Genomic DNA, 22697 nt, shown 5'->3' on the forward strand with positions numbered 1-22697 from the left:
CGGACATGAAGCAGGTTGCACAGAACTACAAGTCCGGCGAGCTCGCTGTGCTGGACGTGCCTCCGCCCACCTGTGCGCCCGGCGGCGTGCTGATCCGTTCGCTGTACTCGCTGATCTCGACCGGCACCGAACTGATGAAGGTCGGCGAGGCGAAGCTGTCGCTGGTCGGCAAGGCGAAGGCGCGGCCGGATCAGGTGCGCAAGGTCCTGGACACGGTGGCGCAGCAGGGGTTGACGAGCACGTACAAGAAGGTGATGAACAAGCTCGACTCGTACACGCCGCTCGGGTACTCGCTGTGTGGTGTGGTGGTCGAGGTCGGGGCGGGGGCGGAGGAGTTCAGCGTCGGGCAGCTGGTCGCGGCGGCGGGGAACGAGTTCGCGTTGCACGCGGAGTACAACTGGGTGCCGGTGAATCTGTGCGTGCCGGTGCCGGACGGGGTGCCGGCTGAGCAGGCCGCGTTCTCCACGGTTGGTGCGATCGCCATGCAGGGGGTGCGGCAGGCCGAGGTACAGCTGGGCGACACGGCGGTGGTGATCGGGCTCGGGTTGGTCGGGCAGCTGGTGGTGCGGTTGCTGGTGGCCGCCGGGGTGCGGGTGTTCGGGATCGACACGGTCGCGGACCGGTGCCGGATGGCGGAGAAGGCGGGCGCGCTGCACTGCGCGGGCGCGGACGAGGCGGGGGTCGCCGCGCTGGAGCGGTCGTTGCTGCAGGCATCCAACGGGCTCGGGGCCGACCACATCCTGCTGGCCGCCGGCGGTCACTCGAACGGGCCGGTGGAGACCGCGGCCCGGTTGGCGCGGGACCGCGCCCGGGTGGTGGACATCGGCAAGACGAGGCTCGACCTCCCGTGGAACGCGTACTACGACAAGGAGCTGGACGTCCGGTTCTCTCGGTCGTACGGGCCGGGGCGGTACGACGACCGGTACGAGCTGGAGGGCATCGACTACCCCGCCGGCTACGTCCGCTGGACCGAACGCCGCAACCTCGAGTGCTTCGTCGACCTGATCGCCCGCGAACAACTCGACGTCGGCGCCCTGATCGCCAACACCTTCCCCATCACCGACGCCACCGACGTCTACCAAAAACTCAGCACCGGCACCTACCCAGGCGTCGGCTTCCTCTTCGAATACCCAAAGGAAGAAGCGTCTGAGGTCCCAGCCTTCGCACCCGAACGGCGTGAGTCGGTCGCGCGACCGGCTTCCGGCGGTGTGGTGCGGGTGGGGTTTGTGGGGGCGGGGAATTATGCGTCGAGCATGCTTTTGCCGCATTTGCAGAAGGATGGGCGGGCTGTGCTGGGGCGGGTTGCCACGAACAAGTCCTTGTCGGCGGCGAATGCTCAGCGGCGGTTCGGGTTCGAGGCGGTGTCTACCGACGCGGACGAGGTGTTGAGGGACGACAGCCTGGATGCGGTGTTCGTGGTGACGCGGCACAGTTCGCATGCCGAGCTTGCGTGCCGGGCATTGGAGACCGGGAAGGCCGTCTTCGTCGAGAAGCCGCTGGCGCTGAACGACGACGAGCTGGACCGGATCGTCGCGACCGTGGACGCCACCGGCAACGACCGGCTGATGGTGGGATTCAACCGCCGGTTCGCCCCGCTGCTGACCGACCTGAAGGACCGTTTCGGCCCACAGGGCAACACCTCCGTCCGCTACCTGGTGAACGCCGGCAAACTCGACTCCACCAGCTGGTACCTCGACGCGGGCAAAGAAGGTACGAGGTTCGCCGGCGAGGGCGGCCACTTCATCGACACGCTCACCTGGTGGCTCGACAGCCTCCCGATCGAGGTGTACGCCGTACCCGGCCCGGACGCCGGCGACGTCCTCGTCACGCTCCGGTTCGCGAACGGCTCCGTCGGCACGATCACGTACGTCGGCGGCGGCAACGCGCGCTTCCCGAAGGAGACGATCGACATCACCGGCGGCGGCCGGAACGCGCGCTTCGACAACTTCCAGCGCGCCTCGGTGTACACCGGCCGCAAGCCCACCACCCGCAAGACCCGCGCCACCGACAAGGGCCAACGCAACGAGCTCGACCGCTTCATCGCCGCCGTACGCACAGGCGCGCCGATGCCGATCCCCTTCGACCAACTGATCGCCACCACCCGCGCCACCATCGCCGTAGACCGCAGCCTGGCCTCAGGCAAGCCGGAGAAAGTGTGAGCCGCCAGCCCTTGGGCTGGTACGTCCGCCGCCTGCGCAGGATGTCCCCCACCGAACTCATCCAGCGCACCAGCGATGCCGGACGCCGTACTGCCTGGGCCTACCAACAGGTGCGGCCCGGGCAGGACGGAAACCTGCACCTGCCCCTCCGGCGCGAAAGAACCTTCAGTACGACGATCCCGCCGCACACCGCGTGCGCCGTACCGGAAGACGCCCGCAAGGCGGTGATCCAGCAGGCCGACGCCATCCTGGCCGGCAACCTGGAGGTACTAGGTGTCGACCGTACCGACCTGAAGGCTCCCGACTGGTTCCGTGACCCGGTAACGGGCCGCCGTTCGGACCCGACGCAGTACGTCTTCAAGCTGAACCACCGCAACGAGCAGGCCGTCGGCAACATCAAGCAGGTGTGGGAGCTGTCCCGCCACCACCACCTGACGCAGTTGGCCGCCGCCTGGTACCTGACCCACGACGACCGGTACGCCGAACGCGTAGCCGACCACCTGAACGACTGGTGGCGCACGAACCCGTTCCTGTCCGGAGTGCACTGGGCGAGCGGTATCGAGATCGGCCTGCGCCTGATCAGCTGGACCTGGATCAGACGCCTGCTCAACGACTGGCCGGGCATCACAGACCTGTTCGAGCACAACGAACTGGCGCTACAGCAGCTGTACTGGCACCAGCGCTACCTGGCCGCGTTCCAAAGCCACGGCTCCTCGGCGAACAACCATGTGATCGCAGAAGCAGCAGGACAACTAGTAGGCGCTTGTGCGTTCCCCTGGTTCACCAAGAGCGACCGTTGGCGCGCAAACGCCGCAGCCCTGCTGGAAAAGCAGCTGGACGCGAACACGTTCCCGTCCGGCCTCAACCGCGAACTGGCCACCGACTACCACCGCTTCGTCTCAGAACTCGGCCTGTACGCCGCCCTCGAAGCAGACACCGCGGGCCATCCGCTGAGCCAAGAAACCTGGGCCCTACTGACCCGAACCCTCGACGCAGCCGCAGCGATCGTCGACACCCGCCTGCGCCCACCACGGCAAGGCGATGACGACGAGGGCATGGTCTTGACCCTGGACCCACCAGACGCAAGCACGTGGTCGGCGTACCTGTCCTTAGGCGCAGCCGTGGTCGGAAGAACACCCTGGTGGCCAGAAACCCCCAGTACTGCGACCTCAGCCATCGTCGGTGCCCTGGTGAACGGCCGGCAACCAGACCGTCCAGCAGAACACCCAGGCCACTTCAGCGACGCCGGCCTGACCATCCTACGCAGCAACAACGTCTGGTGCCGCGCAGATGCCGGCCCGCACGGCTTTCTCTCCATCGCGGCCCACGCCCACTCGGACGCTCTTTCACTAGAGGTCCGCGTCGACGGCGTAGATGTCCTGGCCGACCCAGGCACGTACTGCTACCACGGTGAAGAGGACTGGCGGAACTACTTCCGTTCCACCATCGCCCACAACACCGTCGAAGTAGGCGGTGTGGAGCAGTCCACCTGGGGCGGCCCGTTCCTCTGGTTGCGCGGGGCAACCGGCAGGGTGCTGCACCGCTCCCCCACCACCTGGGAAGCCGAACACGACGGCTACACCCCCGTGACCCACCGCCGTACGGCGACCCTCGACAACGGCGTGCTCCGCGTCGAGGACCACCTGGACGCGACCGCCGACGTACGCATCGCCTGGCACCTGGGCCCCGAGGTGGACGTCGACCTGGACACCGGCCGCCTGCAATGGCCGACCGGCACAGCGACCGTCGAGCTGCCCGAGGCCTTCAGGTGGACGACGTACCGCGGAAGCAACGATCCGTTGCTGGGTTGGTACTCACCGCGATTCGGCGTGAAGGTTCCGTCCACGACGCTGATCGGCGAAGGCACGCTGACCGCCGGGTCGCCGGCGATCACCACCTTCCGGTTCTGAGTCCGTGCTGTATCAGCGTCGCGCCGTTCGCCCTCTATTACCGGACACAGTTCGGCGTTTCGGCTGGAGGGGACCGTGAGCGCACAGCAGCTCGACGTCAGGAAGTCGTGGCGGGCAATCCGCAGGCACCGCTTGATCGTGGCGGCCGCCGCGGCCGTCGGTCTGCTCGGCGGGATCGCCTACGGCTTCGCCGTACCTGCGCTGAACACCGCCACCTCCCTGGTCGTCCTGCCGCCGCCCGCGGCGAACGATCCCGCCGCGACCGCCACCCAGCCCGGCACCCAGAGCATCGAGACCCAGGTCTACATCGCCGGCAGCGAACCGGTCCTGAAGAGCGCCGGCCAGAACCTGACGCCGGCGCTGCCGACCGAAACCGTCCGGGACCGGGTCAAGGTCACCGCCGTCACCACCGACGTCATCCAGATCGACGCCAAGGGAACGACACCCCAGCAGGCGATGCGGCTGGCGAACGCGGTCGCCGAGGTCTACCTGGTGTTCATCACGACCAACCAGCAGCTGCCGGGCGACCTGGGGAAGAAGACCGGGGCCCGGGTCCTGGAGCAGGCCACCACCGCCCACGGCGGAAACGTCTTCGTGCACCTCGGCATCCTCGGTCTGCTGGGCGCGGTGGGCGGTGCCGTGATCGGTGCGATCGGCGTACTGGCGATGGTCCGCGGCGACCGGCGCCTGCGGCTGCGCGACGAGATCGCCGACGCGGTCGGGTTGCCCGTGCTCGCGTCGGTCTCGTCGTACCGCGCGACCGACAGATCGGACTGGGCCTACCTGCTCGAGCACTACCAGCCGACCGCGGTGGAGGCCTGGAGCCTGCGCAAGACCCTGCACCATCTCGGCCTGGACGTGCGGGGCGGTACGCCGGGGACGTTGACCGTGCTGTCCTTCGCCGGCGACGAGAAGGCGCTCCCGCTCGGCCCGCAGCTCGCGGCGCTGGCGAACTCGATCGGTATCTCCGCCGCGATCGTGATCGACGGCCACCAGGAGCCGGCGGACGACCAGGCGCTCACCATCCACCTGGTGGTGGTCGAACGCGAGACGCCGCACCTGGCCGAGGCCGAGCACACCGCGCGCACGATCGTCGCGCTGTCGGCCGGCTTCGTGACCGCGGAGCAGCTCGCCCGGCTCGCGGTCGCCGCCGCGGCCCAGGACCGCACCATCGACGGCATCGTCGTCACCGATCCCGATCCGACCGACCGCACCATCGGCCGGGTGTCGTCCGCCGCCCGGCGGGCAGGCTCGCGACTGCCCACCCTGCTGAGCGGGACGGCCCGGAGGACCCGATGAGCAACCAGCCGTACAACGAACCCACCGTCCGCGAGCCGCTCTGGGCCGACGACGACGACCTGTTCGACAACGAGCGGTCCGCGTCGTTCCCGCCGGACGCGCTGGTCACGTTCCGGTTCATCCGCGACGCCCTCCGCCGGCACCTGCGGATCTGGCTGGTGCTCGGCCTCGTCGGCCTGGCCGGCGGCATCGCCTCGCTGGCCGTGCTGCCGGCGCCGATCACGTCGCAGAGCCGGTTGCTGCTGACCCACAAGGACGGCGAGGACGGCACCAAGGCGATGGCCACCGACGTCAGCCTCGCCACCACGAACACGGTCGCCCAACGGGTCATCGATCTGCTCAAGCTGCCGACGACGCCGGACAAGCTGCTCAAGGACTACACGGTCGTCGCGACCACCGACCGGATCATGCAGATCACCGCGGCCGGCAAGACCCAGGCCGACTCGACCAAACTGGCGACCGCGGTCGCGCAGGTGTTCCTGATCTATCGCAAGCAGCAGATCGCCCTGCAGGACGTGCCACTGACGCGCGACCTGACCGCAGCCCAGAACGAGCTCGCGCTCGCCCAGCAGGCCGTCGAGGCAGCCGGCGACGACCCGAACCAGCTGAAGCATCCGAACAGTCCGGAGGCTGTCCGGCTCGGCGCCGCGCGAGACCAGGTGCAGTACATCCGGCAGCAGCTGCTCGACCAGCAGGTGCAGGCGTCCCGGGTGAACAGCAGCCGGGTCCTCGACGCGGCCGCGCCGGTCAGGGTCTCGTTCAAGAAGACGCTCGTGATCAACGCCGGCACCGGAATGATCGCCGGGCTGTTCCTCGGCGTCGGCTTCGTCATCGTCCGCGCGCTGATCTCGGACCGGCTGTGGAAACGGCAGGACATCTCGCACGCACTGGGGACGCGGGTCCGCCTGAGCACGCCGCGGCCACGCCGCTGGCGGCTGCTGCCGAGGCCCGCGCTGCTGCGGGACAGCCAGCGTCGCGGCCCGGAGAACCAGCTGATCGTCCAGCACCTCGACAAGCGCCTCTTCTGGGCCGAACGTCCGACCCCGGCCCTCGCGGTCGTTGCCGTCGACGACGACTACACCTGTGCCCTGGCCGTGGCGTCGCTCGCGGTGTCGCTGGCAGAGGAGGGCAAGCAGGTCCTGGTCGCCGACCTGACCCGCGCGGGCAAGCTCGGGCGGATGCTCGGCGTCCGGACCCCGGGGACGCACGAGTCCCGGTTCAGCGAGCCCGGCCGGCGGATCGACGTACATCTGGCCGACCCGGTCGACGGGCCGGCCGAGGGTGCGTACCTGCGGCTGAGCGAGACGAACCGTCCGGGTGGCTCCGAGAACGTCGCGCTGGACGCGTCCTGGGAGCTCGCGGACGTCGTACTGACGCTGGCCGACCTGACACCCGAGCTCGGTGCGGACCACCTGGGTACGTGGGCCGCGCACGCCGCCGTCGTGGTGACGGCCGGGCGCTCGACCGCGACAGCCGTCCAGGCGACCGGCGAGATGCTGCGAATGGCCGGCCTCGACCTGGACACCGCGATCGTGCTCCGCCCGGACCGCACCGACGAGAGCGTCGGTGTCGACGAGGCGGAGGCCGGGCGGACCCGTGCGGTCGACCTCGAGATGTTCGGCCGATGACGATCCCGGGTACCCGGCCCGGCGCTCTGCCCAGCACTCGGCCCAGCTCTCGTCCCGCGGTCCGGCCGACCCGGCGGGTCGTCGCCCCGGAGGTCCGGCGGCGCCGCCGGGTCCAGCTGACCTGGGCGCTGATGGTGCTGAACGTCATGACGTTCTTCCCGGGCGCACCGCACCTGCTGCCGATCCCCGGATCCCTCGGCAAGCTGATCGCACAGGGGGCACTCGTCGGCGCGCTGGTGATGGTGCTGACCGTGAACCGGCCGGTGCGGGTCCGTCCGAGCGTGTACGTCGTACTGCTGATGACACTGGCCGCGGAAGCGTTGCTGTCCAGCGTCCATGCCGAGTTCCTGTTCGGCGCACTGTTCCGCGCCGGGCGGCTGTTCACGTTCGCCTTCGTGCTGTGGCTGCTGACACCGTGGTGGACGCGGCGCGACATGTTGCTCGTCCGCACGCATCTGATGGTGCTGTGGGGCATCGTCGCCTCGGTCGTCCTCGGTCTGCTGGCGGCGCCCGGCCTGGCGCTGACCGAGGGCCGTCTCGGCGGCACGCTCTGGCCGATCCCGCCGACCCAGGTCGGGCACTACTCCGCGGTGGCGATCGGCCTCACGATCGTGCTGTGGATGTCCGGCCTGCTGCGCCGCGGTGTGGCCCTGACCAGCGTGCTGATCTGCGTACCGGTCCTGCTGCTGACCCACACCCGGACAGCGTTGGTCGCAATGCTCGCCGGAGTCCTGATCGCCGGACTCAGCCTGTTCACCGCGCGCTCGCGGGTCCGTAGGGCGTTCGCGATCGGTCTGGTCGTGTTCACGCTCGGCGCCCTCACCCTCGGCTCGGTCGTGACCACCTGGCTGGCCCGCGGCCAGGACACCGCGGAGCTCGGAGCACTGACCGGACGGAAGGCCGTCTGGGAAGCGATCCTGGCTCAGCCGCGCTCCACGTTGGGGGTCCTGTTCGGCTTCGGCCTGTCGAACAAGTCCTTCAACGGCCTGCCGATCGACAGCAACTGGCTCGGGACGTACTACGACGTCGGCCTGCTCGGCTGTGCCCTCACCGTCATGCTGGTGCTGTTCGTACTGACCGCGGCCCTCTTCCGGCCGCAAGGCCCGCAGCGCGCGCTCGCCCTGTTCCTGGTCGCGTACTGCGTCGTCGCCTCGTTCACCGAGAGCGGGCTCAGCGAAGCCTCGCCGTACCTGCTGGACCTGACGCTCGCCGCGTCCCTGGTGTACTCCACCTCCACCCGCGAAGGACCGCGATGAAGATCCTGATCGTGCACAACAGGTACCGGTCGACCGCACCGAGTGGTGAGAACCAGGTCGTCGACCAGGAGAGCGCGGCGCTCACCGCGGCCGGGCACCGGGTCCGGCACTTCGAGCGGCACAGCGACGACATCGAGGACTGGTCCACGCTGAAGAAGGCGACACTGCCGGCCCGTGTCGTCTGGAGTCGCGCCAGCCGGCACGACCTCGCCCGCGAGCTGATCCGGCACCCGCCGGACGTGGTGCACATCCACAACACGTTCCCGTTGCTCAGTCCGTCGGTGCTGTACGCGTGCCGGCAGGCCGGCGTACCCGTGGTGATCACGCTGCACAACTACAAGCTGCTGTGTGCCAGCGGTGACTTCGTCCGCGACGGCAAGGTCTGCCACGACTGCGCCGGCGGCAACCCGCTCAGCGGCGTACTGCACCGCTGCTACCGCGGGTCGGCACTCGCGACCGCGACCACCGTGCTGAACACCCGCGGCCATCGCGGCGGCTGGCAGCGCCTGGTGTCCGCCTACATCTTCATCTCCGAGTCGCAACGCCGCTTGATGGCCGGGATGGACTTCGACCCGCGGCGGACGTTCGTCAAACACAACCACGTGCCGTACGACGGCCCGCTCGCACGCCGGGCCGAGCGCCAGGTGGCGTACGTCGGCCGGCTCGACGCGGCCAAGGGCGCACCGCTGCTGATGAAGGGCTGGGACGCGTACCGCGCGACCGCGGGCGACGACGCGCTCCGCCTGGTGATCGCCGGCGGCGGGCCGATGCTCGACGAGGTCACCGCCTGGGCCGCCGACCGCCCGTCGGTCGAACTGCGCGGCCTGATGAGCAAGCCCGACGTGTTCAAGCTGATCAGCGAGTGCCGCGCCGTCGTACTGCCGTCGGAGTGGGAGGAGACGTTCGGGCTGGTGGTGGTCGAGGCGATGGCCGTCGGCGTACCGCCGCTGGCCACCGCGCACGGGTCGTTCCCCGACCTGATCACCGACGGCGTCGACGGCGCGCTCTTCGATCCCGGACGCCCGGACGCGCTCGCCGCGCTGCTGCGCGACGTCGACGCCGACCCGGAGCGGTACGCCGGACTCGGCCGTCAGGCGCGGACGACGTACGAGACCGAGCACCGGCTCGACCGGAACCTCCAGCAACTGCTCGACATCTACCGCTTCGCGGTGGACCACCCGGTCACCGCCGACCGCTGAGCCGAGGACCCCATGCCCCCCGAAGCGAACGCCTCGTCCCGTGCACGGACCGCGTGGTACCGCCGCCCACAGGTCCTCGCCGGATTCGCCGCTCTGACCGTCGCCGCCCTGGTCACCGCGGACCTCGCCGGGTACCGGCCGCACGCCGGCCGCCAGGCCACGCCCGCCGTCTCGCCGACCCGTACCGTCATGACTCCTGCCCCGGCCGCACCGGCGACCCCGCCGGCCAGGATCTGCGCGAACCAGAGGGCCCTCGCCGGACCCGCCACCGCCCCGGCCGGCGCGGTCGTGGTCGGCACCACCGACAACCTCAACGAGCTGACCACCAGCCACCCGGCCGGGACCACCTTCTGGCTCTCGCCCGGCGTACACAAGCTCGGCAACAGCCCGTACTCCCAGGTGATCCCGAAGGACAAGAACACGTACGTCGGTGCGCCCGGCGCGGTCCTGGACGGCGGAAGACTGAACCGGTACGCGTTCACCGGCTTCGCCAGCGGTGTCACGGTGAAGAACCTGACGATCCAGAACTTCGGCCCGGCCAGGACCAACAACGACGAAGGCGTGGTCAACCACGACTCCGGGGCGCGCTGGAACGTGCTGGCCAACACCATCCGGGACAACGCCGGCGCCGGCGTGATGATCGGCGACCACAATGTTGTCCGCGGCAACTGCCTGCGGGACAACGGGCAGTACGGCTTCAACGCCTACAGCGCGGACAAGGTCGCCGGCATCACCGTCCAGGGCAACGAGATCACCGGCAACAACGCCGACGACTGGGAGAAGCTGAAGGGCGGCTGCGGGTGCAGCGGCGGCGGCAAGTTCTGGGAGGTGACCGGGGCCGTGGTGCGCGCCAACTGGGTGCACGACAACCACAGCGTCGGCCTGTGGGCGGACACCAACAACACCGGATTCGTGATCGAGGGCAACTACATCGCCGGCAACCAGGCCGAGGGCATCGTCTACGAGACCAGCTACAACGCCGGGATCCGCGGGAACACGTTCGTCCGCAACGGCCTCGGCAAGGGGCCGCTGAACCACGGCTTCCCGACCCCGGCGCTGTACATCTCCGAGTCCGGCAGCGACGCGCGCGTCACCGGCGTCTTCAACCAGACCTTCGAGATCAGCGGGAACGTGTTCACCGACAACTGGGCCGGGGTGATCCTGTGGGAGAACGCCGACCGGTTCGCCGGCTCGGCCGCCAACACGAGCACCGGCGTGGGCACGCTGGTGAACCCGTCCGTGGTGACCGCGAAGACCTGCACCGCCACCACCATCCGCAACCAGCCGTACCTGGGCGACTGCCGCTGGAAGACCCAGAACGTGCGGGTGCACGACAACGTGTTCACCCTGTCCCCCGACAAGATCTCGCCCGCCTGCGGCTTCACCAGCGGCTGCGGCTTCAACGGCCTGTTCTCCAACTGGGGCACGTATCCCACCTGGTCGCCGTACCAGAAATCCACCGTGCAGGACGCGATCACCTACCACCAGGGCAACCGGTTCTTCAACAACACCTACGCCGGCCCGTGGAACTTCATCGTCCACGAGCAGGGCAACCGGGTGAACTGGGCCGCCTGGCAGGGAGCGCCGTACGGGCAGGACCAGGACAGCGTGGTCAAGGTGCTCGGGGAGCGATGACCATGACGGAGCGGGCCGCCGGCGAGCAGATCGCGCTGCTGCGCTGCATCGGGTACGCCGCGTTCAGCCGGCGCGACCGTGACGTCGACGTCCTCGACCTCGTCTTCGACAGCCTGATCGACGCCCCCGCAAGCGAGGGCGTACGGCGGCTGCGGTTCACCGGGTACGGCGTCACGCTGGACGTCGAACGTACCGAGCAGGCCGTGGAACTGCGGGTATTACCCGCCGGGCCGGTCGTGGTGGAAGCCTGCGGCGACGAGGCCACCCGGCTGGTCAGCTTCTTACTGCGGTGGCCCGCGGGCACACGACGGCCGGTCCGGACCGCCTGGGTGATGCTTTAGGCGGCCCGGACCGGCTGTGCACATTTCTTTGGGCTGCCTCAGGAGGCAAGCAGCAGCCGGAGCTTGTCCAGGCAACGGCCGCGGATCGGGCCGATGCTGCCGATCGGGATCCCGATCGTCGCCGAGATCTCCGCGTACGGCGCCGGCGGGTCGGCCATCAGCATGCCGAGCAGTTGCTGCCACCGGTCCGGCAGGCTCTCGAGGGCCCGCCGTACGTCGTCGGCGCGCTCGCCCGCGAGCAGGTCGGCGTCCGGTTCGGGCTGGTCGCCGGCCACCTCCTCGAACGCCGTCGCCTCGTAGGTCAGCAGCACGCGCTTGCGGAACGCCAGCACCCGCAGGCATTCCCGGCGCGTGGTGACGACCAGCCAGGCGCCGACCCGGGCCGGGTCGACGCGATCGATGTGTTCGAGCAACCGCAGCCAGACCATCTGCGACACGTCGGCCGCGTCGCTGTCGGTCAGCCGGAAGCTGCGGGTCACGGCCCAGACGAGCCGCGCGTAGTGGTCGACCAGCCGGCTCCAGGCGACCTGGTCCCCGGTCGCGGCCTCGACCACCGTGGTCTGGTCGAAGTCCCTAGTAAGCACCGTCACTCCCCAGGACGGCGCGGGCGGTCTTCCACAGGATCAGCAGATCCAGCGCGATCGACCAGTTGTCGGCGTACCGCAGGTCGAGCCGCATGGACTCTTCCCAGGTCAGATCGCTGCGGCCGCTGACCTGCCACAGGCCCGTCAGTCCCGGCTTCACCAGCATCCGGCGCGCGTCGTCGAGCTGGTACTGCGCCACCTCGGCGGGCAGCGGCGGACGCGGACCGACCAGCGACATGTCGCCACGCAGCACGTTCACCAGCTGCGGCAGCTCGTCGACCGAGAACCTCCGCAGATAGCGCCCGATCCTCGTCACCCGCGGGTCGTCGCGGAGCTTGAACAGGATCCCGTTACCCTCGTTCAGCGCGTGCAGCTCGGCCTTGCGTTCCTCGGCGTCGGCCACCATCGTGCGGAACTTCAGCATCCGGAACTGCTCGCCGCCGCGACCGACCCGGGTCTGCCGGAACAGCACCGGACCGCGGCTGGTGAGCTTCACCAGGACCGCCGTCACCAGCAGGAGCGGCAGCAGGGCCAGCATCAGCAGGACGCCGACCACCCGGTCGAAGATGCTCTTCAGCACGTGCGGCCCGCCGCTCACCGACGGCCGCTCCAGGTGCAGCAGCGACAGCCCGGCGACCGGCCGGATCGAGATCCGCGGACCGGCCACCTCGACGATGCCCGGCGACACGATCAGCTCGACGCCGCGCTGTTCCAGCGCCCAGGACAGCTTCCGCAGCGAGTGCCCGGTGAGCTCCGGGTCGGCGGCCACCGCGACCACCTCGACGTCCCACTCGTCGACGGCCTTCAGGATGTCCATCTCGGCATGGCCCAGGCGTTCCGGCCCGGCCTCGTCCGGCAGGTCGCCGCGCGGCAGGCAGCTCGCCACCACGACGTACCCGTCGGTCTTCCGCTCCTCCAGGTGCCGGTGCAGCGTGGTCACCTGGTCGTTGCGCCCGACAACGAGTACCCGGCGCATGCAGCGGCCGGCCGTCCGGCGCTTCGAGATCTGCCGGTGCAGCACCCACCGGGCGAACATCGCCGCGAAACACGTCATCGGGACGGCCAGTACGACGAACCCGCGAGCCACCTGACTCTTGGTCGCGTACGACGTCACGGCAACCACCGCGGTCAGCGCGACGGCCGCCCGGATGATCGACCGGAACTCCTCCGGCCCGGTGCCGAAGTAGCGGGTCTCATAACCCCGCTCCAGCGCGACGCAGACCAGCCAGGCGATCGGCAACGCGGCACCGAGAACGACGTAGCCGAAGTCGATCTGGGCCCCGAACCGGACCACGAGCGCCAGCGAGACACCGAACAGCGCGGCAACCAGGTCGCCGGCGAGCGCGGCCCACCGGTACTTCGCGACCCAGCGCGCCTCGGTGAACCGTGCCGCACGCGGCACGACCGCGGGTACTTCGTCCGGTACCACCCAGACCGGCCGACGTCGTTCCCCCGACGGCGCCGGCCGTAAGTCAGCCGGATCGGCCAACCCCTCGGACATGACAAATTCAGTCACGCACAGTCACCCCCCACAGGTGAAAAACCGAAACCCGTGACCAACCCACTCCCCGTCACGAATTTCGTCCAACGCCGCCCCCACAACGGCGTGAACCAGAGAGTACTACGAGGTCGCGGCGGAAAACAGCATCGGACGGGAGTGTTTACCGCCGAGCAATCCGACTCTCAGGTTCGGCAAGAAAAAGACCTCCGGGAACCCTGTTTCGGGTTCTCGGAGGTCTCAAACGACTACTTCAAGTGACCAGTTGGCCGGGTCGGGGCACTGGCCTCGAAGGGGTCTCAGCCGGCGATCAGGCCGTCGCCGCTGATCAGCTCGCGCATCTCGGCGAGCGAACTGTCCGACGGGGGCAGGATCGCGTCGGAGTCGTGCAGTTCGTCGTCCGGCACCTTCTCGCCGGAACGGACGAAGTCCAGCAGGGCCGCGAACGCGGTCTGGTACGCCGCCTCGTCGCCGGACGACACGGCCTTCTCCAGGTCGCCGTCGACCGCGTTGAGCGCGTCCAGCTTCTCGTCGGCCAGTCGCCACTGACCTTCACCCATGATGCGAACGATCACCGAACATCTCCGTCCTGAGGTCGCGCCGGCTCCGGGGCTGGTTGGGTGGCCGGCTGCTGCACTGGCTGGGCGGGCTGCTGGGCGGCCTGCTGTCCCTCACCGGAGATCTCCTTCGGCGCGCCGCCGCCGGAGAGCTGGGCCTTCATCGCGGCCAGCTCGTTCTCCACGTCCGAACCGGACGACATCCGCTCGAGCTCGAGCGTGATGTTGTCCTTGCTGGTCCCGGTGGCGTCGTCGAGCGCGCCGGAGGCGAGCAGCTCGTCGATCGCACCGGCCCGGGCCTGCATCTGCTGGGTCCGGTCCTCGGCGCGCTGCACCGCGAGGCCGACGTCGCTCATCTCCTCGGAGATGCCGGAGAACGCCTCGTTGATCCGGGTCTGCGCCTCGGCCGCGGTGTAGGTGGCCTTGATGGTCTCCTTGCGGGTCCGGAACGACTCGACCTTGGCCTGCAGCCGCTGGGAGGCGAGCGTGAGCTTCTCCTCCTCGCCCTGCAGCTGCGCGTGCTGGGTCTGCAGGTCGTCGATCTGGCCCTGGAGCCCGGACTTGCGGGTCAGGGCCTCGCGGGCCAGGTCCTCGCGGCCCATCGAGAGCGCCTTCTGCGCCTGCTCCTGCAGCTTCGCCGACTGGGACTGCAGCTGGGACGCCTGCAGCTCCACCCGCTTCCGGCTGGTGGCCACGTCGGCCACGCCGCGGCGTACCTTCTGCAGCAGCTCCAGCTGCTTCTGATACGAGTAGTCAAGGGTTTCGCGAGGATCCTCGGCCTTGTCCAGGGCGGAGTTCGCCTTGGCCTTGAAGATCGTCGACATCCGCTTGAAGATGCTCATCGATATCCGTACCCCTTCTGTGCCGGCCTGACGACCCGGCGTGCGTATCGTCCACCCTATGTCCCACCGGGTCACCACACCATCAGGACAGGCCCCGATAAAGTGGTGTAAAGGTCCGGGGACCACCCCGACGCGCCCTGCCCTGCGAATGAGGTTCCGAACCCGTGTTCCGTCGTACCAAGTCTGAGACAGCTACCACCGTACCCGCCGACCCCCAGGGCAAGCCGGGCGGCAAGGGGCGGCCGACGCCCAGCCGCAAGGAAGCGGAGGCGGCCCGGAAGGCGGCGTTCAAGAAGCCGCGGAACCGCAAGGAGGCCTCGGCGATCCGCCGGGACAAGATGCGGACCGAGCGGGCCAAGATGCAGCAGGCCATGCAGACCGGCGACGACCGGTACCTGCCGGCCGCCGACAAGGGCCCGGTCCGGCGGTTCGCCCGCGACTATGTGGACGCCCGGTACTCGGTGATGGAGTTCGCGCTGCCGATCCTGCTGGTGGTGTCGCTGGTCGGCGTGGTGTTCTCGCCGCAGTTCCCGTGGCTGGCCGGGATGGTGAACCTGCTGTTCCTGTTCATGATCCTGCTGATCGCCGCCGACTGGTTCCTGCTGACGGCGGGGCTGAAGAAGCAGATCCGGATCAAGTTCCCGAAGGAGCCCCTCAAGGGGATCGGCTTCTACGCGGTCCGGCGGACCATGCAGATGCGCCGCTGGCGGCTGCCCAAGCCGATGGTGAAGCGCGGCGAGAAGCCGTCCTGAGCCCTGGCAAGTAGGGTCTGGGTATGGACTTCCGCTATCTGGGCAACAGTGGTCTCAAGGTCAGCGAGATCTCGTACGGCAACTGGCTGACGCACGGCTCACAGGTGGAGAACGAGCAGGCCAAGGCCTGCGTCCGGGCCGCCCTGGAGGCCGGCATCACGACGTTCGACACCGCCGACACCTACGCCAACACCAAGGCCGAGTCGGTGCTCGGCGAGGCGCTGGCCGGCGAGCGCCGCGAGTCGCTGGAGATCTTCACCAAGGTGTACTGGCCGACCGGTCCGATGGGCCCGAACGACACCGGCCTGTCCCGCAAGCACATCCACGAGTCGATCAATGGCTCGCTCAAGCGGCTCGGCACCGACTACGTCGACCTCTACCAGGCGCACCGGTACGACACCGAGACGCCGCTCGAGGAGACCATGGAGGCGTTCGCCGACGTCGTCCGGCAGGGCAAGGCGCTGTACATCGGGGTCTCGGAGTGGACCGCGGAGCAGCTCCAGGAGGGCCACCGGCTGGCCCGTGAGCTGCGCATCCCGTTCGTCTCGAACCAGCCGCAGTACAGCATGCTCTGGCGGGTCATCGAGGGCGAGGTGGTCCCGGCGTCCGAGGAGCTCGGGATCAGCCAGGTGGTGTTCTCGCCGATCGCGCAGGGCGTGCTGACCGGCAAGTACCTGCCCGGGCAGCAGCCGCCGGAGGGCTCCCGGGCCACCGACGCGAACGGGTCGAACTTCATCAAGCGGTTCCTCACCGACGACGTACTGACCCGGGTCCAGGAGCTCAAGCCGCTGGCGGCCGAGGTGGACCTGTCGCTGTCCCAGCTGGCGATCGCCTGGGTGCTGCAGAACCCGAACGTCGCCTCGGCGATCATCGGCGCCTCCCGGCCCGAGCAGGTCACCGAGAACGTCAAGGCCTCCGGCGTGACGCTGGACGAGAGCCTGCTGAAGCGGATCGACGAGGTGCTCGGCCACATCGTCGAGAAGGATCCGGCCAAGACCGTGCAGAACGCCCCGCAGAAGCGGCCGAACTCGTGAGCTGGAGCTGGCGGTTCGAGACCGCGACCGGCGCGCTGGTCGACCCGGGCGAGGTCGGCGGCGCGGAGTTCTCGGCCCAGGGCGACGCCGAGAGCTGGCTGGGCGAGACCTGGCGGGACCTGGCCGACCGCGGCGTCGGGCAGGTGTACCTGCTGGAGGACGGCCGTGAGGTGTACGGGCCGATGAGCCTCTCGTCGGCAGAGTAGGATTCGCACGAACCACACGCCTGCGTCACAGGGAAGCCGGTCCAAGTCCGGCGCTGACCCGCAACCGTAGGCCACCGCACCTGGTGGCAAGCCGGAACACTGTGACGCAGGCAGTCAGGCTCGACTACCCGCCGTGGTCCGCGGGTGGAGCCCCTACCCTGCCGGTGCAGGCGGGACCTCCTCCACCGGGCTGCGGCCCGACCGAGGAACACATCATGACTGCACATCGCCGGACCCTCCGACTGGTCCTGAGCCTGCTGGCGGGTCTCCTGCTGGCCGGGACCGTTGCCACCTCGGCGCGCGCCGAGGACGGCTACCGCTTCTGGGGCTACTACCAGTGGACAGCAGGCCAGTGGGCCTTCTCGCAGAAGGGCGCCGACGCCACCGTTCCCGCCGACGGGGCGGTCGAGGGCTGGCGCTTCGCCGTCGGCGGCGCCAAGCCCCGGGTACCGCGGGCCGCGGGCGACTTCGAGGCCATCTGCGGCAAGACCCCGGCCGAGAGCGGCAAGAAGCGCGTGGCCCTGGTCGTCGACCCGGGTACGCCGGAGGACGCCGTCTCCGGTGAGACCCCCGGCCAGGCCACCGGGACGTGCGTGGTGACCGCCACGGCCTCGAACGGTGCGCAGATCCTGGCCGCGACCGGGCCGGACCGGATCGAGAAGGGCCTGACCTGCGGGATCAACGGGTACCCGGCGAAGGGCTGCGGCGACCAGGTGAAGAACATCAAGGTCCCGGCCACCGACACCCCGGTGACGCTCGAGATCAAGTCCGCCGTGGGCTCGACCGCCGCCCCGGCCGCCCCGGCCTCGGACAACAGCGGTACGCCGTGGACCGGCATCATCATCGCGATCGTCGTGGTCGTGCTGCTGGCGGGCGGCGGGCTGATCCTGAGTCGCCGCCGTACCGCAGCGAAGTAGATGCGCGCCGTACACCACCTCACACTCCCCCGGGCACTTCACCCGGGGGCCTGGTGGTTGTGGGCGCTCTGCATGGCTGTTGCTGCCAGCCGGACGCGTAACCCGGTCTTGCTGGTTCTTATCCTCGCGGTCACCGGTTTTGTTGTAGCTGCGCGGCGGAGCGACGCGCCGTGGGCGCACAGCTTCACGGCGTTCCTCAAGCTGGGGCTGCTGGTCATTGCGATCCGGGTGGTTCTGCAGGCGTTGCTGTCCACCCGCTCGCAGGGCAACACGGTGCTGTTCACGCTGCCGCAGGTCCCGTTGCCGGACTGGGCTGCCGGGGTCAAGCTCGGCGGTCAGGTGACGGCCGAGGCACTCATCACCGCTCTGTACGACGGTGGGCAACTGGCAGTGATGCTGTGCTGCGTGGGCGCGGCCAACGCACTGGCCAGCCCGCGGCGGTTGCTGAAGTCGTTGCCGGGAGCCCTGTACGAGATGGGCGTCGCCTGCGTCGTGGCGCTGACCTTCGCACCACAACTGGTGACGGACGGCCGCCGGATCCGCGGTGCCCGCCGGCTGCGCGGCCGTACGCGCGCTTCCTTCCGTACGACGGCTATGCCGGTCCTGGAGGGCGCACTGGACCGTTCTGTGGAGCTGGCGGCTGCGATGGACTCCCGCGGGTACGGGCGTACGGCGCAGGCTTCTCGTGGTCAGCGTCGGCTCACAGCATTGTGTGTGCTGCTGGGCCTGCTAGGGATCCTGCTCGGCGTCTACGCGTTGCTGACCGACTCCATGGCGTTTCCACTCGCCGCCGGCGCGCTGGTGGTCGGCGTACTGCTGGCGGTCGCGGCGATGGCTGTAGGACGCCAGCGGGTCAGCAGGACGCGCTACCGGCCGGATCCGTGGGCATTGCCCGAGTGGCTGGTCGTGGCGGCCGGTGCGGTCGCTGCCGGAGCCATGGTGACCGCGGCGGTGCGTGGTGTGGACGGCCTGCTGCTGGCAGGCCCGTTGGTGGTTCCGCCGGTACCTGTGCTGCCGGTTGTCGGCGTACTGATCGGCCTGGTGCCCGCACTCGCCGCACCACCGTTGAAGAAGGGCGCCGCATGATCGAGTTCGACCGGGTGAGCGTGACGTACGACGGGGCCCGGGGGCCGGCTCTGCGGGACGTGAGCTTCACGGTGCCGGAGGGTGAGCTGGCGTTGGTGATCGGGCGGACCGGCTCGGGCAAGTCCACGTTGCTGCGGGCAATCAACGGGCTGGTGCCGCACTTCACCGGCGGTACGCTCGCCGGGCGAGTGCTGGTGTCCGGGCGCGACACCCGGGAGTACCGGCCGCGCGACCTCGCGGACGTCGTCGGGATGGTCGGGCAGGACCCGATGGCCGGGTTCGTCACGGACACGGTCGAGGACGAGCTCGCGTACAGCATGGAGTCGCTGGGCGTGCCGCCGGACGTGATGCGCCGCCGTGTGGAGGAGACGCTCGACCTGCTGGGGCTGGCCGACGTACGGGACCGGGCCCTCACGTCGTTGTCGGGCGGTCAGCGGCAACGGACCGCTATCGGTGCGGCCCTGACGTCGCATCCCGCCGTACTGGTGCTGGACGAGCCCACGTCGGCGCTTGACCCGCAGGCAGCCGAGGAGGTGCTGGCTGCGCTCCAGCGGCTCGTTCACGACCTGGGCGTCACCGTCGTGATGGCCGAGCACCGGCTGGAGCGGGTGATCCAGTACGCCGACCGGGTGATCGAAGTACCGGGTGGGGCTGCTGCGGTGTCGACGGGACTGCCCGCGGACCGCATGGTGACCGCGCCCGTCGCACCGCCCGTGGTGGAGCTAGGGCGGCTGGCTGGCTGGTCACCGCTCCCCCTGTCTGTACGAGACGCAAGGCGCGCCGCAGTGACCTTGCGCTCCCGCCTGGTGTCACCCCCGTCGCGTACGGCGGGACCGTTGGGGGCTGAGCTTGCCCACTGCAAGGACCTGGTGGTGGGGTACGGCGCCGTCACCGCACTGCGCGGCGTCTCCATCAGTGTCAAGGCCGGCGAGGTCGTCGCGTTGATGGGCCGCAACGGCGCGGGCAAGTCGACGCTGCTCAACGCGCTCGTAGGCATCGTCCCTGTCCGCTCCGGTACGGCGGTTGCCGCCGGGACGGACCCTCGACGTACCAAGCCGAAGCAACTCGTCAAGGCGGTCGGCCTGGTCCCACAGGAGCCAGCTGACCTGCTGTACGCCGCTACGGTCGCGGACGAGTGCGCCAGCGCGGACTCGGACTTCAAGGTGCGTGCGGGTAGCTGCCGGGCGTTGCTGGAGCGGCTGGCGCCGGACGTGGCGTTGGACGTGCACCCACGTGATCTGTCCGAGGGACAACGGTTGTGCCTGGCGCTGGCCGTCGTACTGTGTGGCGCTCCTCCCCTGCTGTTGCTGGACGAGCCGACGCGTGGGCTCGACTACGGGGCGAAGCGGCGGCTGGTGGCGATCCTGCGCGAGCTGGCGGCGGCTGGGCACGCGGTGGTGCTGTCGACGCACGACGTGGAGATGGTGGCTGAGGTTGCGACGCGGGTGATGGTGCTGGCCGAGGGTGAGCTGGTCAGCGACGGCCCGACCGCCGAGGTGATCGCCGGGTCTCCCGCGTTCGCGCCGCAGGTCGCGAAGATCCTTGCACCGTTGCCTTTCCTGACGGTCGGCGAGGTCGCCGACGCGCTGGATCGAGCCTCATGAACCTGATCCGCCTGAAGCCTCGCAGTACGGTCGCGTTGCTGGTCGCCTCGCTGGTCGGCGTACTGGCGTTCGCCTGGCCGTTGTTCTTCCGGACCGCGCAGGCCGGCGCGGCGGCGATCGGTCACACCACGGACGCGCCGTGGCTGTTCGTGTTGCTGCTGCCGTTGCTGGTGGCCGTCGTACTCGCGGAGCTGTCCGAGTCCGGCATCGACGCCAAGGTGATCTCGCTGGTCGGCATGCTCGCGGCGGTCGGCGCGGCGCTGCGGGCGCTCGGCCCGGGTACGGCGGGACTCGAGCCCGGGTTCTTCCTGCTGGTGCTGGCCGGGCGGGCGTTCGGCGCCGGGTTCGGGTTCGTGCTCGGCGCGGTGTCGCTGCTGGGCGGGGCGTTGATCAGCGGCGGGGTCGGGCCGTGGATGCCGTTCCAGATGTTCGCCTGCGCGTGGGTCGGATGCCTGGCCGGGCTGCTGCCACGGGCCGGCGGGCGGCTGGAGCTGCTGCTGCTGGCGGCGTACTCGCTGGTGTCCGGGGTGCTGTACGGGATCATCATGAACCTGTGGTTCTGGCCGTACGCGACGTTCGGGAGCGACTTCTCGTTCGTCCCGGGTGACGCGCTGGCCGAGAACCTGCACCGGTACTTCCTGTTCGTGGTGGCGACCTCGCTCGGGTGGGACATTCCGCGCGGGATCCTGTGCGCGGTGCTGGTGCTGGTGCTCGGGCGGCCGATCCTGAACGCGTTCCGGCGGACGGCCCGCAAGGCGGCGTTCGAGGCGCCGGTGGTTTTCGAGCCCGGGAGGACGAATGGCTGATCGGACGTTGGTGCTGGGCGGGGCGCGGTCGGGCAAGTCGATCGCGGCCGAGCGGCTGCTGGCCGACGTACCGGACGTCGTGTACGTCGCCACCGGCGGCGACGACGCCGGCAGCGCGGAGTGGGCCGACCGGGTGGCCAAGCACCGGTCGCGGCGGCCCGCGTCGTGGGGCCTGGCGGAGACGATCGACCTCGTCCCGCTGCTCGAAACCCCCGGCCCGCCGTTGCTGATCGACTGCCTGACGCTGTGGCTCTCCCGCACCATGGACGCCCTGCAGGTCTGGGAAAGCCTCGGCCGCGCGGACGTCGTCGAACAGCAGATCACCCGCCTCGCCGGCGCCTGGTCGTCCACCCCACGCCGCGTAGTTGCCGTCAGCAACGACGTAGGCTCCGGCATAGTCCCCGCCGACCCCGCCACCCGCCTCTTCCGCGACCTGATGGGCCGCCTCAACACCACCATCTCCCTGGCCTCCACCCAAGTCCTCTGGACCATCGCCGGCCGCACAATCCCACTCACATGAGTACTTTGAGCGACGGGCTGCGGCTTTCATTCGGCACGCTCACCGTTCTTCCGGCGGGGGTTCCGCGGCGGGTGGATCGGGTGGTTGGGGGGTGGGCGATGGTGTTTGCGCCCGGGGTTGGTTTGGTGGTGGGTGGGGTTGCGGCGGGCGTGGTGGCGTTGGTGGAGGTCGTGCGGCCGGAGGCGGGGCTGCTGGCGGCTGTGCTGGGGGTGCTGGTGGTGGGCGGGTTGGCCGGTGGGTTGCATCTGGACGGGCTGGCGGACTTCGCGGACGCGCTGGGGTCGCGGCGGGATCGCGAGACGATGTTGCGGATCATGAAGCAGAGCGACATCGGCCCGTTCGGCGTGGTCGCGATCGTCGGCGTGCTGTTGCTCGACGTCGCCGCGCTGACCGCCTGCGTACAGGCGGGCTTCGGCTGGCAGGCGGTCCTGATCGCCACCGTCGCCAGTCGCCTCACCCTCCCCTGGTCCTGCCGTACGTCGATCCCCGCCGCCCGCCCCGACGGCCTCGGCACCGTCGTCGCCGCCACCGTCCGCCCCACGACCGCGACCGTCGCAACAGCACTCACCCTCGCGGCAGCCGTCGCCCTCACCTGGCTCCACACCACGAGCGTCGCGCGGTTGACCGGCGCCGCGGCCGCCGTACTTCTCGCGGTCCTCACCAGCCTTCTCACCAGCCGCCAGGCGACCAAGAAGCTCGGCGGCACCACCGGCGACGTACTAGGCGCAACCGTCGAACTGGCCCTCCCAGTAGCCCTCGTAACGCTCGCCCTGACCGTGTGAGCGCTCACCTCCAGCACGCTGTCCCCGCGGTGGTCTACTGTCGCCGATGGAACGATCAAGTGGGGTAGTGACGGCGAGGTTG

21 protein-coding genes are annotated in these 22697 nt (G+C 69.7%); 17 read left to right on the forward strand and 4 right to left on the reverse strand.

Features of this window, described 5'->3' with window-relative positions; translation table 11 throughout:
- Window positions 1–5: 5 nt before the first annotated feature.
- The 8 genes from ACQHIV_RS15530 to ACQHIV_RS15565 all read left to right on the forward strand — a co-directional run bounded on the left by ACQHIV_RS15530 (window position 6) and on the right by ACQHIV_RS15565 (window position 11427).
- Complete coding sequence (locus ACQHIV_RS15530; protein WP_427894901.1) at window positions 6–2159, forward strand: bi-domain-containing oxidoreductase; 2154 nt, start codon at window positions 6–8, stop codon at window positions 2157–2159.
- Complete coding sequence (locus ACQHIV_RS15535; protein ID WP_427894903.1) at window positions 2156–4069, forward strand: alginate lyase family protein; 1914 nt, start codon at window positions 2156–2158, stop codon at window positions 4067–4069. The genes ACQHIV_RS15530 and ACQHIV_RS15535 overlap by 4 nt, the downstream gene beginning before the upstream one ends.
- A 75-nt stretch (window positions 4070–4144) precedes the next feature.
- Entirely contained in the window at window positions 4145–5368 is a 1224-nt protein-coding gene (locus ACQHIV_RS15540; protein WP_427894904.1) for a Wzz/FepE/Etk N-terminal domain-containing protein, read from the forward strand.
- A complete protein-coding gene (locus ACQHIV_RS15545; protein WP_427894906.1) occupies window positions 5365–6996 on the forward strand; it encodes a hypothetical protein in 1632 nt (543 codons plus the stop codon). The genes ACQHIV_RS15540 and ACQHIV_RS15545 overlap by 4 nt, the downstream gene beginning before the upstream one ends.
- Window positions 6993–8252 carry an O-antigen ligase family protein gene (locus ACQHIV_RS15550; RefSeq protein WP_427894908.1) on the forward strand — a complete coding sequence of 420 codons (1260 nt, stop codon included), beginning with the start codon at window positions 6993–6995 and terminating at the stop codon, window positions 8250–8252. Before ACQHIV_RS15545 ends, ACQHIV_RS15550 begins: the two co-directional genes overlap by 4 nt.
- Entirely contained in the window at window positions 8249–9451 is a 1203-nt protein-coding gene (locus ACQHIV_RS15555; protein WP_427894910.1) for a glycosyltransferase family 4 protein, read from the forward strand. The genes ACQHIV_RS15550 and ACQHIV_RS15555 overlap by 4 nt, the downstream gene beginning before the upstream one ends.
- Before the next feature lie 12 nt (window positions 9452–9463).
- Window positions 9464–11086 carry a right-handed parallel beta-helix repeat-containing protein gene (locus ACQHIV_RS15560; RefSeq protein ID WP_427894912.1) on the forward strand — a complete coding sequence of 541 codons (1623 nt, stop codon included), beginning with the start codon at window positions 9464–9466 and terminating at the stop codon, window positions 11084–11086.
- The gene (locus ACQHIV_RS15565; RefSeq protein ID WP_427894914.1) at window positions 11083–11427 is read left to right on the forward strand and encodes a hypothetical protein; all 345 of its coding nucleotides are present in this window, start codon (window positions 11083–11085) and stop codon (window positions 11425–11427) included. The genes ACQHIV_RS15560 and ACQHIV_RS15565 overlap by 4 nt, the downstream gene beginning before the upstream one ends.
- 38 nt (window positions 11428–11465) lie before the next feature.
- On the opposite strand, the gene ACQHIV_RS15570 is transcribed toward ACQHIV_RS15565, so the two are convergent.
- From ACQHIV_RS15570 to ACQHIV_RS15585, 4 genes are all read right to left on the reverse strand, one after another.
- A complete protein-coding gene (locus tag ACQHIV_RS15570; RefSeq protein ID WP_427894916.1) occupies window positions 11466–12011 on the reverse strand; it encodes an RNA polymerase sigma factor in 546 nt (181 codons plus the stop codon).
- Window positions 12001–13527 (reverse strand): sugar transferase, encoded by a 1527-nt coding sequence (locus tag ACQHIV_RS15575; RefSeq protein ID WP_427894918.1) that lies wholly within the window; start codon window positions 13525–13527, stop codon window positions 12001–12003. Before ACQHIV_RS15575 ends, ACQHIV_RS15570 begins: the two co-directional genes overlap by 11 nt.
- 281 nt (window positions 13528–13808) lie before the next feature.
- Complete coding sequence (pspAA, locus tag ACQHIV_RS15580) at window positions 13809–14084, reverse strand: PspA-associated protein PspAA (RefSeq protein WP_344201623.1); 276 nt, start codon at window positions 14082–14084, stop codon at window positions 13809–13811.
- On the reverse strand, window positions 14081–14908 hold the full coding sequence (locus tag ACQHIV_RS15585; RefSeq protein ID WP_427894920.1) for a PspA/IM30 family protein: 828 nt from the start codon (window positions 14906–14908) through the stop codon (window positions 14081–14083). Before ACQHIV_RS15585 ends, pspAA begins: the two co-directional genes overlap by 4 nt.
- Window positions 14909–15072: 164 nt before the next feature.
- Between ACQHIV_RS15585 and ACQHIV_RS15590 the strand changes: the two genes are divergently transcribed.
- The 9 genes from ACQHIV_RS15590 (at window position 15073) to ACQHIV_RS15630 (ending at window position 22615) form a co-directional block, all read left to right on the forward strand.
- Window positions 15073–15660 (forward strand): DUF3043 domain-containing protein, encoded by a 588-nt coding sequence (locus ACQHIV_RS15590; protein WP_427894922.1) that lies wholly within the window; start codon window positions 15073–15075, stop codon window positions 15658–15660.
- A gap of 23 nt (window positions 15661–15683) precedes the next feature.
- On the forward strand, window positions 15684–16694 hold the full coding sequence (locus ACQHIV_RS15595) for an aldo/keto reductase family protein (RefSeq protein WP_427894924.1): 1011 nt from the start codon (window positions 15684–15686) through the stop codon (window positions 16692–16694).
- Entirely contained in the window at window positions 16691–16900 is a 210-nt protein-coding gene (locus ACQHIV_RS15600; RefSeq protein ID WP_325035728.1) for a hypothetical protein, read from the forward strand. Before ACQHIV_RS15595 ends, ACQHIV_RS15600 begins: the two co-directional genes overlap by 4 nt.
- 215 nt (window positions 16901–17115) lie before the next feature.
- A complete protein-coding gene (locus tag ACQHIV_RS15605) occupies window positions 17116–17817 on the forward strand; it encodes an SCO2322 family protein (protein WP_427894926.1) in 702 nt (233 codons plus the stop codon).
- Window positions 17818–18903, forward strand: a complete 1086-nt coding sequence (locus ACQHIV_RS15610; protein WP_427894928.1) for an energy-coupling factor transporter transmembrane component T — start codon at window positions 17818–17820, stop codon at window positions 18901–18903. It begins immediately after the preceding gene.
- Entirely contained in the window at window positions 18900–20507 is a 1608-nt protein-coding gene (locus ACQHIV_RS15615; protein ID WP_427894929.1) for an ABC transporter ATP-binding protein, read from the forward strand. Before ACQHIV_RS15610 ends, ACQHIV_RS15615 begins: the two co-directional genes overlap by 4 nt.
- On the forward strand, window positions 20504–21313 hold the full coding sequence (locus ACQHIV_RS15620) for an ECF transporter S component (protein ID WP_427894931.1): 810 nt from the start codon (window positions 20504–20506) through the stop codon (window positions 21311–21313). Before ACQHIV_RS15615 ends, ACQHIV_RS15620 begins: the two co-directional genes overlap by 4 nt.
- Complete coding sequence (locus ACQHIV_RS15625; protein ID WP_427894933.1) at window positions 21306–21833, forward strand: bifunctional adenosylcobinamide kinase/adenosylcobinamide-phosphate guanylyltransferase; 528 nt, start codon at window positions 21306–21308, stop codon at window positions 21831–21833. The genes ACQHIV_RS15620 and ACQHIV_RS15625 overlap by 8 nt, the downstream gene beginning before the upstream one ends.
- Complete coding sequence (locus tag ACQHIV_RS15630) at window positions 21830–22615, forward strand: adenosylcobinamide-GDP ribazoletransferase (protein ID WP_427894935.1); 786 nt, start codon at window positions 21830–21832, stop codon at window positions 22613–22615. Before ACQHIV_RS15625 ends, ACQHIV_RS15630 begins: the two co-directional genes overlap by 4 nt.
- The last annotated feature ends 82 nt before the right edge of the window (window positions 22616–22697 follow it).

The sequence above is a fragment of the Kribbella polygonati genome (assembly GCF_050320105.1).
Taxonomy (GTDB): Bacteria; Actinomycetota; Actinomycetes; order Propionibacteriales; family Kribbellaceae; genus Kribbella.

Excerpts from the sequence above, each read along its gene's own strand:
- ACQHIV_RS15530 (WP_427894901.1), top strand. The coding sequence starts at position 6 with ATGAAGCAGGTTGCACAGAACTACAAGTCCGGCGAGCTCGCTGTGCTG.
- ACQHIV_RS15545 (WP_427894906.1), top strand. The coding sequence starts at position 5,365 with ATGAGCAACCAGCCGTACAACGAACCCACCGTCCGCGAGCCGCTCTGG.
- ACQHIV_RS15550 (WP_427894908.1), top strand. The coding sequence starts at position 6,993 with ATGACGATCCCGGGTACCCGGCCCGGCGCTCTGCCCAGCACTCGGCCC.
- ACQHIV_RS15555 (WP_427894910.1), top strand. The coding sequence starts at position 8,249 with ATGAAGATCCTGATCGTGCACAACAGGTACCGGTCGACCGCACCGAGT.
- ACQHIV_RS15560 (WP_427894912.1), top strand. The coding sequence starts at position 9,464 with ATGCCCCCCGAAGCGAACGCCTCGTCCCGTGCACGGACCGCGTGGTAC.
- ACQHIV_RS15565 (WP_427894914.1), top strand. The coding sequence starts at position 11,083 with ATGACCATGACGGAGCGGGCCGCCGGCGAGCAGATCGCGCTGCTGCGC.
- ACQHIV_RS15585 (WP_427894920.1), bottom strand. The coding sequence starts at position 14,908 with ATGAGCATCTTCAAGCGGATGTCGACGATCTTCAAGGCCAAGGCGAAC.
- ACQHIV_RS15595 (WP_427894924.1), top strand. The coding sequence starts at position 15,684 with ATGGACTTCCGCTATCTGGGCAACAGTGGTCTCAAGGTCAGCGAGATC.
- ACQHIV_RS15605 (WP_427894926.1), top strand. The coding sequence starts at position 17,116 with ATGACTGCACATCGCCGGACCCTCCGACTGGTCCTGAGCCTGCTGGCG.
- ACQHIV_RS15610 (WP_427894928.1), top strand. The coding sequence starts at position 17,818 with ATGCGCGCCGTACACCACCTCACACTCCCCCGGGCACTTCACCCGGGG.
- ACQHIV_RS15615 (WP_427894929.1), top strand. The coding sequence starts at position 18,900 with ATGATCGAGTTCGACCGGGTGAGCGTGACGTACGACGGGGCCCGGGGG.
- ACQHIV_RS15620 (WP_427894931.1), top strand. The coding sequence starts at position 20,504 with ATGAACCTGATCCGCCTGAAGCCTCGCAGTACGGTCGCGTTGCTGGTC.
- ACQHIV_RS15625 (WP_427894933.1), top strand. The coding sequence starts at position 21,306 with ATGGCTGATCGGACGTTGGTGCTGGGCGGGGCGCGGTCGGGCAAGTCG.
- ACQHIV_RS15630 (WP_427894935.1), top strand. The coding sequence starts at position 21,830 with ATGAGTACTTTGAGCGACGGGCTGCGGCTTTCATTCGGCACGCTCACC.